The 17214-nt window shown below is 44.3% G+C and carries 10 protein-coding genes; 2 read left to right on the plus strand and 8 right to left on the minus strand.

What is annotated here, in order from left to right; translation table 11 throughout:
• Nucleotides 1-169: 169 nt before the first annotated feature.
• The gene (locus G3W54_RS13035; protein WP_162653453.1) at nucleotides 170-2629 is read right to left on the minus strand and encodes a calcium-binding protein; all 2460 of its coding nucleotides are present in this window, start codon (nucleotides 2627-2629) and stop codon (nucleotides 170-172) included.
• Nucleotides 2630-3034: 405 nt separating this feature from the next.
• Between G3W54_RS13035 and G3W54_RS13040 the strand changes: the two genes are divergently transcribed.
• Nucleotides 3035-4744 carry a type I secretion system permease/ATPase gene (locus G3W54_RS13040; RefSeq protein ID WP_256366945.1) on the plus strand — a complete coding sequence of 570 codons (1710 nt, stop codon included), beginning with the start codon at nucleotides 3035-3037 and terminating at the stop codon, nucleotides 4742-4744.
• A gap of 1 nt (nucleotide 4745) precedes the next feature.
• Nucleotides 4746-6179: an HlyD family type I secretion periplasmic adaptor subunit gene (locus G3W54_RS13045; RefSeq protein ID WP_162653455.1), complete on the plus strand. Its 1434-nt coding sequence runs from the start codon at nucleotides 4746-4748 to the stop codon at nucleotides 6177-6179.
• A 78-nt stretch (nucleotides 6180-6257) separates the two neighbouring features.
• Here the strand turns inward: G3W54_RS13045 and G3W54_RS13050 are convergent, their stop codons facing one another.
• The 7 genes from G3W54_RS13050 to G3W54_RS13080 all read right to left on the minus strand — a co-directional run bounded on the left by G3W54_RS13050 (nucleotide 6258) and on the right by G3W54_RS13080 (nucleotide 17141).
• The gene (locus G3W54_RS13050) at nucleotides 6258-7754 is read right to left on the minus strand and encodes a M20/M25/M40 family metallo-hydrolase (protein WP_162653456.1); all 1497 of its coding nucleotides are present in this window, start codon (nucleotides 7752-7754) and stop codon (nucleotides 6258-6260) included.
• A gap of 72 nt (nucleotides 7755-7826) precedes the next feature.
• Entirely contained in the window at nucleotides 7827-9659 is a 1833-nt protein-coding gene (locus G3W54_RS13055; RefSeq protein WP_197742833.1) for a M4 family metallopeptidase, read from the minus strand.
• Between the two features lie 24 nt (nucleotides 9660-9683).
• Complete coding sequence (locus tag G3W54_RS13060) at nucleotides 9684-10130, minus strand: hypothetical protein (protein WP_162653457.1); 447 nt, start codon at nucleotides 10128-10130, stop codon at nucleotides 9684-9686.
• A 170-nt stretch (nucleotides 10131-10300) separates the two neighbouring features.
• Complete coding sequence (locus G3W54_RS13065; RefSeq protein WP_162653458.1) at nucleotides 10301-12265, minus strand: di-heme-cytochrome C peroxidase; 1965 nt, start codon at nucleotides 12263-12265, stop codon at nucleotides 10301-10303.
• A gap of 3 nt (nucleotides 12266-12268) precedes the next feature.
• Nucleotides 12269-13540: a serine protease gene (locus tag G3W54_RS13070; RefSeq protein WP_162653459.1), complete on the minus strand. Its 1272-nt coding sequence runs from the start codon at nucleotides 13538-13540 to the stop codon at nucleotides 12269-12271.
• 13 nt (nucleotides 13541-13553) lie between these two features.
• Complete coding sequence (locus G3W54_RS13075) at nucleotides 13554-15908, minus strand: S8 family serine peptidase (RefSeq protein ID WP_162653460.1); 2355 nt, start codon at nucleotides 15906-15908, stop codon at nucleotides 13554-13556.
• A gap of 27 nt (nucleotides 15909-15935) precedes the next feature.
• The gene (locus G3W54_RS13080; protein WP_162653461.1) at nucleotides 15936-17141 is read right to left on the minus strand and encodes a helix-turn-helix transcriptional regulator; all 1206 of its coding nucleotides are present in this window, start codon (nucleotides 17139-17141) and stop codon (nucleotides 15936-15938) included.
• Between the last annotated feature and the right edge of the window lie 73 nt (nucleotides 17142-17214).

Below are 17214 nucleotides of genomic sequence, written 5' to 3' on the forward strand. Positions count from 1 at the left end.
TAAATTTACGCAATAATTTCATATGATTAAGAGAATTAGTGGTAAAATTCGAAATGAATTGAGAATCTACATAAAGGCAAAACTCCCCAAGGTGACATACGACACCATGGGGAGTTTGTGACTTAAACTAAATGAATGTTACAGTAGCGACTGCAAACTAGAAGTTGGACTATCCAACAAAGCAATCTTCGAGAATAACTTCCTTGTTCATTTCTTCATTAAGATTTACCAATTCATCTTGATTTTGAGTAGATTCAGCAAACCAAACATCTTCACTAAGGATAGTCTCACCATTAACTTCAGCAGTAGACTGCATCAATTCACGGCCTTCATCATCAAGAACGATTTTCATATCAGTTGAGATTGAAGATACACCAGCTTCTTTTGCTGTCTGCATTTCACCATCTTCAAGAACCGCATCACCATCATCTATCCAGAGGCCAAGGCCTTCAAGCTCAACGCCGGAAACCATACCGTCACCGTCTTTATCGAAAACTTTCAGCTTTTCATAACCGTTGGCATATTTACCACCTTCGTCTCCAAAAAGAGCAGAACCATCGATTGAACCATTTTCGCCAACCTTCGAAAGATCAACCAAAATGCCGTCGCCTGAACCATCAACCCATTCAATTGTATCAAGTTCACCATCAGCATCTATATCGAACTGAACTGTGTTAACAACTTCATCATCAACATCTTTTTGATGAGAAGACGTTTCACCCGTTACTCCAATTTCACCGTCGCCGTTAAGATCAAGGACAATTGGCGAGACGCTTGCTTTATGATCTTTAATTGTGACTTCCAGGCAATTATCTTTAACAAGACAATCTCCGACACTTTCAACTGATAATGTGAAAGTTTCGTTTCCTTCCACATCGCCGTTCGAGCCTTTATTTGTCTTAGCACCAACTTCAACTTCTTTGTTGGCTTGTATAGAGAAGGCTTCAGATGTCTTTTCACCAGCTTTAACAAGAACTTTTACCGTGTCACCACTGACAATCTCACCGTCAGAATCGTAGACCAGAAAGTCATGAACAAGATTATCTACACCAACAATATTGTCACGAGCGTTGCCATCACCGTCAGTATTTCCAGTTCTATAAATTTTGTCGTTGAGCCATACCTTTTCAACATTTTTCTGTTGAGTTTGGTTGGTCGTGTAATAAATTACATCTTCACCTTTAATGGTTCCAGGATTGAAAGGCTGACCATTTTTTACGTTTGGACCATAATAGACATTAAAATCTTTGTAACCTGTGCCGTCAGTTTGCTGTGCCGTATCGGAACCAATTTTCACTGTCACCCATGTATCTTCAGTAACAACTTCATCCAGTTTAACGGTGTATTCTTTAGGTGCATTGGTAAGACCTTCCCAGATCATGCTGCTACCTTCAATCTCAGCGCAAACCTCCTCTGGTTCTGGCGAACAAACGTCTTCTATGGAATACCATTTACATTCACCTTTAAACCAAAAACCGCCAATGTCGGATATAGTATCCATGCCGCCATCTGGCTTGGTCACAGAAAAAGTTCCATCACCGTTATCAGTAAATATGTACTCGGAACGTGCACCATCATAATCGATCTGATTATAACCGGCATCACCACCATTGATCACATCATTGCCTTCAGACCCGTTGATGACATCAACACCTTCGCCCGCATTAATTGTATCATCACCATCCGTACCAGATAGATAATCGTCTCCGTCAGTTCCCTCAATCGGGCCGCCAGTGTTTCCACCGTCAGTGTCAGATAGGACTTCTGAAAGTGGTTTCCACTCTTGAGAACCTTTAAACCAAAAACCATCAATATTTTTCAGTGTATCTATGCCACCATCGGGCTTAACCACTGTGACCGAACCATCGTCATTTTTTGTAAATGTATAGTCAGAGGCTGCACCATCATAATCAACCTGATCATATTCAGCTCCGCCACCATCGATGTTATCGTTGCCTTTAGAGCCATTGATGACATCTACACCGCCGCCTGATGAGATATCATCATTAGCATCTGTTCCATCGATATAATCATCTTCTGGGCCGCCGATAATAATATTATTTCCAACTGCAACAACTGGAATGTCATCCGCAAATACAAGTTCAATCGCATCAAGATCACGAAACTCAACAGTTTCCACATCACGCAGTGTGTCAGATGTACCGTCCGGCTTAACAACAGTAATGTCGCCTTCTACATTACGTGTAAGCGTATAATCGCTTGATCGGCCTAAATATTGTACACTATCGTCGCCAGCACCAGCTTCATATATGTCATTGCCCGTGTCTGCAATGAACCTATCATTTCCGTCAGTTCCGGTAAATGTTTCATCATCATTGTTTGTGGCCAGAACATCGCTTAAAGGCATCCAAACACCTGCGTCTACAAACCAAAAACCACCAATATTCGAGATGATATCAGTTCCGCCATTTGGCTTCTTTACTGTGACAGTACCATCATTATTTTGGGTGAATGTATAATCGCTTGGGGAACCTGCATAATCTATTTGATTATAACCAGCATCACCGCCATCAATGCGGTCATTACCCGCTGAGCCAATGAACACATCTTGAGCAGAAGTTCCATCCAGTGTGTCGTCAGAAGATGTGCCGTTTATTAAGTTTGTCATAGGAGCCTCAAATTGAATTTTGAATTTAAGGGTTTATTTCACAAAAAAACGAGCCTGTGTGTTTAAGCTGTTGTTAACTTTAACACATAAAAGTTGAATTAAATCCGAACGATAGCTCAAACATCACAAGCACAACTAACTTTAGAAACAATCCACTTTACCAAAAACATTACACACATCGTTTGAATGGCTAACCTTTGAATTATCACCGGGATCAGTAACCCACTCATAACTTTAATCTATTTTCAGACAATCACAGCTCACAGAGCTTCCGCGCGGGAACATTTGAAGTGACCGAAGAGCAGTAATCAACATTGTTTGCAATATTTAGCTCATGACATCTCGGTTACTCTTTTTTATACCTTTTGCGCTATAAACACCTGCATATGTTGTAGGAGTAGTGTTGTGGCGTTGTCTCAGGTCTGTCGACCACTGTTAGTTTTTTCAATATTTTCGAATCTTTTGATGTTGGCAGCCCCCCTACATATGTTGCAGATATACGATCGGGTTCTATCTTCAGGCAGTGCTGAGACACTCATCTATATCAGCCTCATTGCCGCAGTAGCGCTTACATTATTCGGTATATGCGAAATGATCCGTGCGCGCATAGCACAGCGCCTGTCAACCCAATTCACAGTGAAGCATGCGGATGCACTATTTGCCGGAATGACGGGTGGTGCGGTGCCGGTTGAAAAATCAAACGAGATCATGAGAAGCTTCAACACAGTGCGAACTTTTCTTGCAAGTCGCTCCTTAATCAGCCTTTATGACGTCCCCTTTTCGCCCTTCTTTTTGCTGCTCCTGTATCTTTTGAATTTTCAGGTCGGCCTATTAACAACCATCGGCGCAGGTGTATTGATAGCAGTCGCTTGGCTAAACAAGAAACTGACCAAAGACAGCCAAAAAAAAGCATCACAAACTGGCACCGAGGCAATAGCGTTTGCCAGTGCAATTGCCAGTCGCTCTGAAGATATCCGCGCAATGGGGCTTCTGCCAGCACTTGTTGACCGTTGGGGTAATATGATGGGCGCCGCCATAAACGCTGAAGATGCATCAGTGAAACAAAGCTCCTTCTTTATGGCTTTGAGTAAATCGACACGCCAGATCCTACAAATCACGATAATGGCTTGGGGCGCATGGCTTGTTCTAAACGGCGACATGTCTGGCGGAATGATTTTCGCGGCATCAATGATTTCGGGCAAAGTGCTTCAACCCATTGAACAAATGATTGGCAGCTGGGATGGTATTAATCGTGCACAAAGTGCGTATACTGACCTTGAAAAAGTTCTGTACGGTCAAGAAAACAAAATCGAGAAAATTACTCAACCTGATCCTTCCGGTCACTTAACTATCAGTAACGTCTCTCTTACATTAGACGGTCAAGATAAAAGCCTTGATATTCTCAAAGACATAAATTTCAAAGTATCTCCAGGAGAATTACTGGCCATTATTGGTCCGTCTGGATCAGGGAAATCAACTCTGGCCCGCATTATTGCAGGTGCTGCATCACCATCAACAGGCGAGGTCATGTTAGATGGATGCGTTCAAAAGAACTGGCCAACGGAACAATGGGGGCGTTGGGTCGGTTATGTTGGACAGGAAATTTTGCTGTTTCCGGGAACTGTCGCTGAAAACATTTCTCGCATGTCGAGCGATGAAAATGAAGCACAAATCATAAAAGCTGCACAGCTCGCCGGCGCGCACAATCTCATCAACTCATTCCCCGACGGATACATGACCAAAATCGGCGGTGACGGAGTTCGATTATCAGGTGGACAAAAGCAACGGATTGCGCTCGCGCGAGCTCTTTACAGTTCTCCCAAGCTTCTGATTTTGGATGAGCCAAATGCTCACCTGGATCAAGAAGGCGAAAATATATTAATGAAATCATTAAATCGGCTTAAAAAGTCAGGTGTAGCGATCATCATCGTTACGCAACGCAGAAGCATTCTTAAAACTGCAAACAGAATAATGATGATCAAAGAGGGTCGACAAGTTCCACTTAATGCCAATTCTGAACGGCCAAAACCAAAAACTACCGCAAATGCCGGCGAACCTGCTCCATATTCAAGTATCGCAAGACCTTACCCCTATAGAAGTCCGAAGAGTGCCTGATATGAAAATCGTAAAGCAGCTCAGAGATCGGTTCACCGACTATCGAAGGAATGATAAATCATCATCCGAAAAGGCATTGCTTCAACCTCATGTAGGACATGAGTCCAAGAAACTAAACTGGAAAGATAATGTTTCAGCGGAAACAGCATCAATTTCCAGAAGAGGCTACATCGCTGTTGGAGTTACACTTTTTATATTTGTTTTGTGGGGAAGCTTCTCATCAATATCCGGTGCAGTGATCGCAAATGGGAAAATCATAATTGCCGGACAAAATAAATTGCTCCAACATCCAACCGGTGGTGTTGTAAGGCAAATCAGTGCCAAGGATGGCGCCTTTTTAAACAAAGGCGATCTAGTCGCCATAATCGATCCATCCGAAGCCATCTCCCAGCTTGCTCAGCTCCGCGCACGTAAAGACGTGTTAATTGCAACACAGAACAGAATTCGTTCTTCCCAAGTGGGCAGAATAGAAACGGCTAACCTTCGAGGTGAAACTTTCTATGGAAATCTGCGAGGCGGCATTTATACAGAAGATAAAACCTACAACGAAGGGATATATCTCGCACAAATTGCAGAACTTAATGCAAGTTCTAACCTGCTCAGCCGGGAATTGTCAGCCCTCAAAAATCAACTATCTGCCCTGGAAAGCGAATATATAAGTGTTGGAAATCAAGCGGAACGAAATGAGCAACAGCTCGCACTTTTAAGTAAACAACTCAAAAACCTCAACACATTGAGAAACAGCGGATCCATCGCAGAAAACCAGGTTTGGCAGATTGAATCGCAGCGATTGACGACATTAGCACGTCTTGATGAGCTAAAAGGCAGCTCCATTTCGCTTGTTAGTAGAATGGATGAAGTTGAGGATAGGATTGCTGTTCTAAAAGCAACCCGCAAACAAGACAATTCTAGAGAACTCACAGATGTGTTATCAGAACTTGGCAGTATTAAAGAGCGGATCGAAGCGGCTGAGCGGGCGGTCGAATACTCTGAAATAAGAGCACCAGTTTCCGGTACGCTAACGAACCTAACGGCCAATACAATCGGCGGCGTCATAAATTCATCCGATATAATCGCCGAGATTGTGCCTTCTGGATCACCAGTACAAGTCGAAGCAAGAATAATGCCCACGGACGTTGCATCGGTCTATATTGATCAAAATGCACGCGTGGTAATAACAGCATTTAATGCACGTCTTGTAGATCCTATCGATGGTAGGGTTAACTACATCTCAGCTGACTCTCAAATTGATCCCAGTACTGGTGAAACATATTTTACCGCACGCATTTCATTGCAACCTGATCAAGAGACTATCAGCCGTGTTCAAGCAGGTATGTACTCGCAAGTTTTCATAGAAACTGAAGCACGCAGCTTCTTCTCTTATGCACTACAACCTATCACAGACAGTTTTAGAAAAGCATTCCGAGAGAAGTAACCTGTTACGCGAACCAACGGTTACCCCGACATATTGAACGAATTCAAGTGCCTGAACTTCATCTCATAAATTCGGTCTCTAATGCAGTGTAGATATTTTTCCACACTCAAAGTAGCATTGAAATTTAGAGCCTGATTTCCAACAACCAGCCCAACCACGCCAAGCAGATGCATCTCGCATATCCGCTTTACATAATCGCGTCATGCAAGCCCACTCACCAGATTTACATCCGCGAGGCGCTCCATTGGTTATGACTTTCAAACTAGTTTGTAGATAACGATTACTTGTTGGAGTTGGGCGGTTTCCACCAGAAGATTTAGCAAGCTCTATCACAAATTCCAAACCAAGTTTTGCAAACCTGGTTTGGTGTGCACCAGTACTATCCATTACCGAAACCCTATCACGGGGAGAGTGTATCGCTCTATTATATTCTGAAAAAGCGCTTTCAAAAGGAAAGGCTGCAGGGAATTGATGCCTATTCCAAGATGCATGATCAGAACACGCATACCCACATTGGGTATCTGCATATGTAATCCTATGTGCTCCATTCGCATTATACGTACGGATCAGGCGACGTAGAAAATTGGTCGCATTGGGGTTAACATTATCAGTCACAAAATACATATCTCGATTTGAACCACGAAATCCCGTCATATCAAACTGCAACACACCAACGACATTGCGGTTTTCTCGACGATAACGCGCCGCAATATCACCTGAACCACGAAGGCCAACTTCTTCAGCGGCATAAGCCATGAATTGGATTGTCCGTTTAGGTCGAAAATTCATTTGTGTTAAAACTCTCAAAACTTCACTGACAACAGCAATACCGGAACCATTATCGTCAGCCCCGGGTGCATCATTGTGGTCATTAGCATTCATCGAATCCAGGTGACCACCAATCACGACAATTTCGTTTGGTTTTTCACTCCCGCGTATTGTTGCAACAACACTGTCCTGTAACCAGGAGTGACCAATTCGCTCTACGCTGAAATCACCCCGCCCTGCACCATATCCATTCCACAATGCTTGCACACGTATTGCAGCCTCCTGCCCACCAGAGGTTTGGTAATGACGTGTTCCTAGGTTCTCCATTTGTCGGATTGTTGATATAATCGTTGAAGGTTGCACCAAGCCAAGCGCACGATTAACTGGGATTGCCTGATCCAGAGGCTCATTGAATATGCCAACAGCATGGGTGAAATCGGACTGATAAACTGGATTATTTAGCTCAGAAAGCGCAGCTTCACGGCTTTCATGAACAGTATAGCCACCGCAACGGTTGAACTTTTCATGCATTGTCTCGTGCAAGAATGGCGTTAGGTTTGGCTCTATACGCGCTATGGTACGACCATTTTCCTCAGTATTAATAGCAAAAAGAGGCGCGTCATTTACATCTATAAATTTGCTCGCTAAATCGTTAGTCAACGCCTGTGCCGCATCCGTACCCATAACGATCCATTCTTCGGCATTCGAATTTATACCCTGATCCTCGCCATTTTGCGCTATGGCCTGCCCCATGCCATTCAAAACAATTCCACAAAAAACTGCGGCTATATATAATCTACTTCGCATAACAACCACCTTTGATCTTAGAAACTAAAATAGAAAAGGCCCGGCAATTTTGCCGAGCCCCACCCTGGGAGGTTAAAAGAGTTTACGGACCTGACCGCATTCAAAATTACAGGTGTAACTTGAACCTTCTTTCCAACAGCCAGCCCATCCACGCCAAGCAGATTGGTCGCGAAGATCTGCCTTACAAATGCGCGTCATACAACTCCAGTCACTTGAACCGCACCCGCGCGATGCTGAACTGGAGATAACTCTCAGCGTTGTATAAATATATCGGTTACCTGTTGCTGGTGGTGTCAGATTAATACCCACTTGTTTGAATGCATGGATAACATCAGCTTCTGCGTAGCGTAATCGTTTTGCGGCCTTCAAAACCTTGGCTGCGCCATTGCGGAATGTCTCGTTTGGGACCCAATAATTCTGGTTGGCAACCACAAATATATCAAATGCCTTTTTTACATTCCAGCCAGGGCGCTTCGATAATATACAGAAGGCTTTGTTATAGATGCCACTTGAATAATGAACATCCATACCGGGTCGATAGTCACGAATATGCCCGATTGAACGTCCATCAAGGGGCGGATTACACATATATCGCAATGCTTTTCCTGATGCTTTAAAGATATCAGCTCCAGTTTCCAGATCAGGCATAGTGCGCCCAGAGAATAACTGACCGCGGTTCTGCGCAAACCAATATTCTACAGCTTCACCAGCCATGTCAGAAAAGGCTTCATTCATACCACCTGACTCATTACGATAAACCAAACCAGAGTTCTGCTCGGTAAAACCATGTGCAACCTCATGGGCAGTCACATCCATTGATACCAATGGATGAAAACGTGTTGCTCCATCACCAAAGGTCATTTGACGCCCGTTCCAAAATGCATTCTCATAATTGTTGGAATAATGAACTCGCATATGTAGCTGATTGGTCAAAGGGCTGGTGCCATACCAATCCTGAAACATATCAAAGACGACTTTACCGAACCCTTGCGCATCGTTCAAAGGAGAGCGAGCACCATTTATCGGGCGACGCGTATTGTTAAAACAATTATAGGAATAAGCACGGCCTGACCCAGACGTTCTATTATTTAGATCTTCTGTTTTGATGGTCGGTATTTCCATTTTGCAGTTATTGCCAGAACGAGTTACTTCAAACTTAGGTGCTGTCCCCGTTCCCCATGTGTATGTTCCCGTTTTGCTATTTCCAGCAGGACCAGTGCCCAACTCAGCGAACTGAATATTGTCGAAGCTATCCAATGTTTCGCCAGTTTCTGCATCGATTATTGTCACAGGGCGCGCTGGTTTTAACCCGCCACCATCATCAATCACCGTGGTGAAAAACGACGTAACATACGACAGGCGTAATTGTTGATCTGATGTGACAAAGTATACAAGGGATGATTCCTCGTTCTCAAACGGTGCAAGCTCAGAGCTTTCTTCATTACTCAATGCTGCTCGGGGCGTAAGACGTGTTAATGCTTCTTTGGCCCGCTCTAACGCCTGGTCAGCAGAAAGTGTAGCAGTCGGAGCACCCGACTCTTCTGGCCCTATATCAAAAACTGCAGTGCCTTCTAAACCAATGGATCGTCCCGTTTCATCTTGTTCAACAATCACAAGCTGGTTCCAGATAGGAATACCATTGAGTGTTTGAGTGAACCTCGAAGTTCGCCCGGCATTATTTGGAAGCGTATTGCTTTTCTCCAATGTAAGACTGGATGATTGATCTAATCCAATCGCATTCGCAGTCGCTTCGCCGAGAGCTTCAGGTGAACCGGACGATTCTGCAAGTCCCGTCAGATTTGGTGCAAATTCGCTAATGTTGCGAACTTCTGCACTTAATACACTGGAAGTGAGCAGAGCTGTTATGGTCGTGGCCAGCAATGTGACCTTTGTAACGGATATCATTATCTCTTCCTTTCCATCTTAAAATTAGAACGCGTTGCGAGTTTGGCCACATTCAAAATAGCAGATAAATTTGCTACCCTTCTTCCAGCAACCAGCCCAGCCGCGCCAAGCGCTTTGCGTCCGTAGGTCAGCTTTGCAAAGGCGTGTCATGCAGTTCCAATTACCACTGCTACAGCCACGCGTATTACCATTGCTGATAACGCGAAGAGTTGTATAGATGTAGCGCTTGGCAGCTGCCGTTGCAGCCTCATTATCAGCGGCAGACATGTGTCCGTCAGCACCAGGTTGCTGACCTTCAGGTTCAGCAAACGACACTTCATTGCCAGCGGCTTCAGCGTCAGCGAATAAGGAGGAAATTGCCTCCGGCATATCCTCTGGCGCAGCAGCATCTTGCGCAACCGCAATGTTGGACAATCCAAATGAAAAGGCAACTGCGCCTACAATAAATGCGGACTTTAGGTATTCAAACATGATGTTTCTCCTGTGCGATTTTCACGAAATTAAAGGTGAATCCTCCACCCGTAATCATGAAACCAAATCAGGGCTCTTTTTGCGTCACCCATTAGGGGGACGGATGCCAAAAAGAGTTACAAAACAACTTCTCTATATCTAAATTGCAAAACCTATGATCTGCATTTTCCTCAAAGAGTTTTTAAATATTCCACCAGTTCCAAACGTTCCTCATGAGACAGTTCCGATGATCCGTATTCATGGCCTGAATTGTAATTTCCCGGAATTGGATTTCCAAATTCATCAACAATATCAAAGCGAAATGGCAACAAACTAGTGCCATCGGAAAATGTTGTAATCGGAGAATCGTCAGTTTTAAAACCTACTCGCTCCGCATCGAACTCACGAGAGCCAACATGAAAACTTAAAGGACGGTCCGTGGATTTCGGCTCACGCATTGTTTCACCATCTTTCAGAACTGTGCGCAAATGTGAAGGTAGAAGCAAGTCGTAGAGAGTTGGAACGGACCCATTATGGAGATAAGGAGCCGTTGCCCATATGCCATTTAAGGGGCGCGCTTTATACGCTACGATCGTCGCATCATCACTAGCATTTTCTGATGTTAAGCAAGCCTTCGCGAGAACCTGTTTATCGGATGACGAGCTACCGGGAAGATATTGCTTTCCTGTATCTGCTTCATCTGGGGGAGCACCCCTGAACCCACCGATCACATCTCCAATCACACTATCAAGCACTTCATCAAGTTTACCAATAACGACACCCGCTGCCGCGTTTTTTAGCATGAAAGTTGTGCTATCAATCTCCTTAATCGGATCACCTTTTATGATGAAAGGTTTTCTGTTTTCATAACGTCCAGCCTTAGCCATATGCAACAACGTGTTGCAGGCAAGCATGACATCAGTGCCCGCTTCTTCTACGCCAGACATTGTTACCTTTATAGGAGAAGTGATATCCCCCTGTTCCAAATCTTCATGACATTGCGCACATTTTTGAGACAGGAAATGTTCACGCCCCCTTTCCGCCTTTTCCCGATCAATTGCTCCAAACACATTTTCCGGCCATAAAGGGGAGCCAAGTTTTTCAAGTGTCTGTTCCAGATCAATCATCTCTTTCACGCGAACGCTGGAGTCATAACCCAAAAAATCAGGCTTCCATTTTCTATTGATTTCTACATGAGCAAAAACGCCGATCACCTCTGAAATATTGCGAATTAGCCCGCCAACATCGGTTGTCTTTCCAAAGATTGGTAACTTCACAATTTCACCGGCAATACCGTTCCATTGAATTTTGTCTTGCTGGGATGTATTCCAGATATGAGGATAACTTGCGGGCGCATTAGATTTTACTAGTTGATCAATCTGCCCACCTTTTCCAATATAAGTGACTTTGTTAAGGATATGCCCTTGCGCATCAAGACGACCGTAACCGTAGCGGACGTCTGAGTTATTCATCTCCAATAACTGCCCACGATATGTGGCAAGTTCCATGACTTGTACTTGCAGTGTTTTTCGTTCACCCATGCTATGGCTTGAACCTAGAACCTGATTGGCAAATCGATTGAGCTTATCTTCATCTGTCGAGGTCGCGACCAAGGATTTATGGAGATCCTCGAGCATCATTTGAAAATCGGCGAGTGTTGGTGCACCTTCCACGCGTACTGTTTTACCGCCAAACCTAATATCCGTCGTATGGCAGGCCGAGCAATTTAAGCCAAGCCATTCTTGACGCATAATGCGCCCTGCACAAATATTTGGAAATGTTTGACACATCATGTCCGCACTTCTCTTTGGATCATAATCAACAACAAATCCAACAGGTAACCCATGAGGGTTTACCGATGAACGAGCGTCTGAAAGATATCCATACCGTTCAATATTCCTAGGCGAAAGGAATGGTTCACCGCTATTGGCCTCCTCAAGTGCCTTCATCCACGCTAAAGGTATAAGACGCGAACCTTGACTTGTCCGATACCAAAATGCCCGATCTGCCTCACTCCAATTTTGATCAAGACATTCTATAACATCTGAACAGGGAGATGCCGCACTTGCAGTATTTATGAAAGCCGCATTCATAGACGGAATGCTCATTGCCGCAAGAAGCGTTAATGTAAAAATTGAGATCGGTCTCATGATCATCTGTCAGTTTCCTTCGGTTGGGGCAGCGGTACTTGCGCCTTCTGTTTCATTATTCATAGAATTCGAGTTTTCCGGAAATGGAGTCGTTTCAGGATCAGATGCTTCTGGCTCGTTACTTGTGGTTGGCAAAAAACTGGTAATAATCGGGACAATTTTTTCCGCTCTCACGGCGCGGTTCACTTGCGAATAAGTGCCAAAACTTGTTCGCCCCCAATGATGAAGGCCAACCACATCACCAGTTTTATCGATAACCGGAGAACCCGATGAACCACCTAATGTGTCACAACGGTGCGAAAAATCTGTCTGTTCTGCTCGCCCGGGAGAAATAGCTTCTGCAACTTCACATCCAAGCGCAGATATCTGTTTTGCTTCACCGGCAGGGTGTTGGAGAATGAAAACGGCTTGACCCGATTTTGGGGCCGTTGGTGAAAATGCCAATGTACCCCATCGTAAACCAGGCTTGCCCTCAATTCGCAATAGCGCCATATCATGGTCGTTATCCACACTTTCGACCTTGGTGCAAGAATACTGCTCCATACCCGGAATGCGCCCAGCCTGATCATAAGCGTAGCCGAATATAACTTTAGTCGTATCACAACGTTCCTGATCTGCAACGCAATGTTGATTTGTCATGAGCAAATCATTATCGATCAAAAACCCTGTACAAGTTTCGCGTACTGTACCTTGTTGGCGTTTTACTAAAAAAGAGAGTTTAGCAACGCTACCGCGAGCGCGTTCTGCAACATCAAGAAAGTCTCCATTATATTTATACAGATGTTCGCGATCATCCGTTCCTACAACCGACTCTAGCGTTCGCCCTTCTCGGTCAAATGAAATCTGTTCAATTGTAAAACTAAGAGAACCTTTGCGATTACCATAAACGTAAAGCCCAATAGACTGACCGACACTTAAATCAGTCCAAACCGATGTACTAACTCCGATTGATTCTGCCGTTAATGTTTGCAGCACTGCGCCGGAATGATTGATGATTTCAATCTGAAAAAAGTCACCTGCATCATAGGTAATATCTGAAATTTTCAACTGCACCATTTTAGCACCAGGACGAAGCTCGCTATAGGCCCATACCGCAGCACCACGCGAATTGTTAGCACTGCTTTCCTCCGGCGGCGGCGGATATTTAACCCCCAACGCCTCAACAACGCCTTCGATATGAGGAACGGAAAGTAACGGCACCGGTGCTTCATCCTGCGCAGCTACGGGAGCGGATACAAGACAGATAAAACCAAAACTCAATACCGTAATTAAGCGAGACATAACGGAGTTACTCCTATTCCAACGCTTTAATAAAATCGCGAACATCCCGGAGAGGAAAATTATGAAAACTGCCAGCAGCGCGAGTAGAGCAATTCTTCACGAATTCAGCTTTGAAATTCATTTTTCGATCAAGGTCATCATCTTTCAATCGATAATTCTGCTGCCTGAGTTTAGACTGAGGCATATCCATAATGAGACGCGTGTCAGCATTACTATTGTAGAAAATTCGAAGAATTTCTGTGACTTCTATACGGTGTTCACTCGTGCCCGTTTCCTTTGCCTTGGAACGAATTTCATCATCTCCAGATAGATTATCAAATCGTCCACGCATTTCGCAGCCGTCGGCAAGCCGAACGAAATCATGTGCAAAGTCTAAAGCTAGGCGTGCATTGATCAACGTCGCTGAGGATGCATGAAGCAGATCACTATCCAGAATGGCCGTCGTGACAAGTCTCCGTTTAATTTGCTTAAAATCACGTATGCCCATGCGCATTAAATAACTTACAACAGACGTTACAACTGGTGCAGCTTGCGAAGTTCCCGAAAGCGCACCCATCTGATCACCGGCAACAGGTGCAACCAGGTCCGCCCCAATTGCACCAATTTCGTGAAATGCCGCACCAATATTGGTTCCAGGCAGGATCGAAAGTGTGCCATCTTCCTGATGGTCAAGCGCCACAACAGATATAACATTGTCGCTTTGAATACATGCAGGCACAATCGAGCAAGATACATCTTCATCACCCGTTCCCGCCGGGGCAACAAATAATACATTTCGTTTATATTGTTTGATCGCATCAACCAATGGCGTGCTTCCAGACCGAGGCCAAGACAGACTGATATTGACTAAATCGGGGCCATGGATGGCCATGCTTTTGATTGTATCAGTTAAGGCTCGCGTTTTCTCAGGACCGTTTGGTACAGCAATATGATAAATTGTAACCGGAGGTTCTTCAATTTGCGGATTAGGCGTGATCGGTAAATTGGGATCCATTGCAAGCGCCAAATCTGCTAATAAGCCTAACGTGTGAGTTCCATGATTTCCCTGTGCCAAAACAACCGGATTGTAGTTACCGCAATCAGACATCTCAATTGTCGGCTCGGCATGTATAGCATCTTCTACAACGTCAGTTTCCTCAGTGTCGGACACTGGTTGCACTAACGGAGTGTTCGCTCCGTTGGTATCTGACGAAGCAACTTCATGCGGAATATCAGTTGTTTCTGAATGTACACTTGATGATGTCTCTGTCGAAGGTTCCATTGGGGGAAACACTACTGTTTCAAAAGTACCTTCATCAGTCCAACGCTTTAGTTTAAGTTGCCCGCTTTGTACAAATTGGCGGAATATACAATGATCGAGCTGTGCCTCCTCATCCACATGAACAATCCGAATAGGACGAATAGGTAAACCATCCTGCCAAGAACGAAACGGCTTGCCGTTGTCCTCAATTAAACCCATTAATCTGCGGCTAAGCATACTTTTTTCCAGCGATTCCGTCTTAGCCGAGCGCTGGATTAAAACCCGCTGTGAGAATTGATCTGAATCACCAACAAGGCTTTCAAGTTTGATAGATTCAATTGCCAAATCCACATCAAGTGTCGGAATTGCAACAAGCCAGCTGTCACTATCCTTTGTTCCGATTTTCCGCAAAAATGAAGGGTTAGCAATGGCCTCGTAGCGATTTAGGTCAGCATTACCATCATCAATAAATCGATAGATAACCGGTTCCTCAGCTTCCCATGCCCCCTTTTCAATTCGGCTACGACAATGTTCCTTATTATTTGGAAATTTCCGACAAAATAGCTGCAAAAAATCGGATGTCTGTTCAAATACCGCCTCGGTTTTTGAAAGAGATAACTCATACTTTGAACGAACTCCAAAATCATAATCGAGCTTTAATTCAACATCAGGCACGATCATTTTTCGACCGGGCCAGGCGCCAGCCCAGTTTCCTGTCGATACCACAGTACCGGAAATAGTTGCTAAATCCTGCACAGAGTCCTTCTGGCTTGCAGAACGTATTTTTCGATCGCATATATCAGCATTCAAATCACAAAGCAGACTGTCTAAGATTTCAGGAGCATAATTGGTTAGCCATTTGGGCCAGGCACCTGCGCGAATGAGAACATCGGAAACACGATCACCGGATTGTATAGTTTCAAGCCGCGTGGGTAGCGCATTTTTCTCATGAAGCAGAACATATAAACGAGCAAGCTCTCTTTGGACTTCATCACGACTAATGACTTCTTGTCGCCAGTCAAAAGTCTCTTGTGACAAAGAAGCTTGTTCCGCGCTCGCCTGATTTTGGAAACTCACAAAGCACACAACCACCAACAACGATAATAACAACCGATGAATGCAATTCATGCTTTTATCCTCCCATAGGTTTAAAAATTAGCTACCCTTTAAAACTCCGTCATCACCCGATTGGGGGATGGATTGTTCATCGTTTTCTTTTATGATGATTTGATTAGAATATTGTAGAGCCAACCGCATAAGCTGCGTTCGGTTTGAGGACATTGTTTTTTGCAAGACGCATTTAACCTGCGTATTGACAGTTTCCCGTGAACGTTCTCTTTGCTCGCTAATCTCGCTATTGGTTAGACCCAGCGTCAGCAATTCTAAAACTTCAGCTTCTGTCGGTGTCAACGAAAAAAACTGCGCCATGCCTTCGGTATCAATATCAATATCTAAACTCGTGTCGAGCGAGAATATTGCATAACCATTCAATGTTTCGCCATTCATGAAATTTGGTTCTTTAAGCGGGCAAACTTCAATGCAGAGGGCATTTTCATGATGAGCGAGTGGTTGAAGCAAAGCCTCTTTTCTAGGTCGAGCACCAAAAAGACCATGTGCGTTGATATCGGAGAACAGACGCGAGAGGCGCTCATTTTCTTTGTCTAGTCTTGCAACAAGTCGGTTCTCGGCGGTGAGTTGAAACGCGCCATAACAATCCATCTGTCTTTGAAATTCAGTATTGGAAAATAGCAACTCACCTCTGCGATCAAGAAGTGCAACACCAACACGTAACTGGTCGTAACCCTTAGATAGTAAATCACTTTTCTGATTTAAACGACTAGTATGTCGCCCGATATTCAACGCTTTAGCAATATGCGGCAAAACACGATTAAGAATCCTAAGACGCTCACCACTAGGGAAGCTTGATTTTTCAGAGAACTGTAATGCAAATCGATCTGCGGAAATTCTGTCTTTGTTTAGGAGGCCACCCATACGATAAAAAATCCCGAAATCACGCATCGCAGCAGCATTTGCACGTTTCATAAGTTCATCTCGAGTTGGAGCAAGCACGTCATCGCGCACCAGTTCCACATGGTCCAACTCTCGCGAATGGCGCGCAAAAAGTGCTTGATCTTCCAATTCAAGCAAGCGGTATTCAACAAGGTATTGGCGAACTAAATCAGCTTGATAGTTGGAACTAAAATATGTTGCATTCAATACTTCCTGACCATAACGATTTTCAACATCAAAAACGAATGCGCCCCGAGCGTCGATAAGTTCGGCGAGTCGATGCAAAATACCTGGCCATTGCTCAGGATCCAAAGTAGCATCGTATATATCGAGTATCAGTTCCGATTCCACAACTGGCCCTCCATCCGACGAACTAGAGCACTCACATCTAAGGCTGCACTCAGCGCTGCAATATTGCAATTCG

It is taken from the genome of Lentilitoribacter sp. Alg239-R112 (assembly GCF_900537175.1).
Taxonomy (GTDB): Bacteria; Pseudomonadota; Alphaproteobacteria; order Rhizobiales; family Rhizobiaceae; genus Lentilitoribacter.

Bases quoted from the DNA above. Each gene is read 5' to 3' on its own strand.
- G3W54_RS13035 (WP_162653453.1), bottom strand. From the start codon at position 2,629: ATGACAAACTTAATAAACGGCACATCTTCTGACGACACACTGGATGGA.
- G3W54_RS13045 (WP_162653455.1), top strand. From the start codon at position 4,746: ATGAAAATCGTAAAGCAGCTCAGAGATCGGTTCACCGACTATCGAAGG.
- G3W54_RS13050 (WP_162653456.1), bottom strand. From the start codon at position 7,754: ATGCGAAGTAGATTATATATAGCCGCAGTTTTTTGTGGAATTGTTTTG.
- G3W54_RS13055 (WP_197742833.1), bottom strand. From the start codon at position 9,659: ATGATATCCGTTACAAAGGTCACATTGCTGGCCACGACCATAACAGCT.
- G3W54_RS13060 (WP_162653457.1), bottom strand. From the start codon at position 10,130: ATGTTTGAATACCTAAAGTCCGCATTTATTGTAGGCGCAGTTGCCTTT.
- G3W54_RS13065 (WP_162653458.1), bottom strand. From the start codon at position 12,265: ATGATCATGAGACCGATCTCAATTTTTACATTAACGCTTCTTGCGGCA.
- G3W54_RS13070 (WP_162653459.1), bottom strand. From the start codon at position 13,540: ATGTCTCGCTTAATTACGGTATTGAGTTTTGGTTTTATCTGTCTTGTA.
- G3W54_RS13075 (WP_162653460.1), bottom strand. From the start codon at position 15,908: ATGAATTGCATTCATCGGTTGTTATTATCGTTGTTGGTGGTTGTGTGC.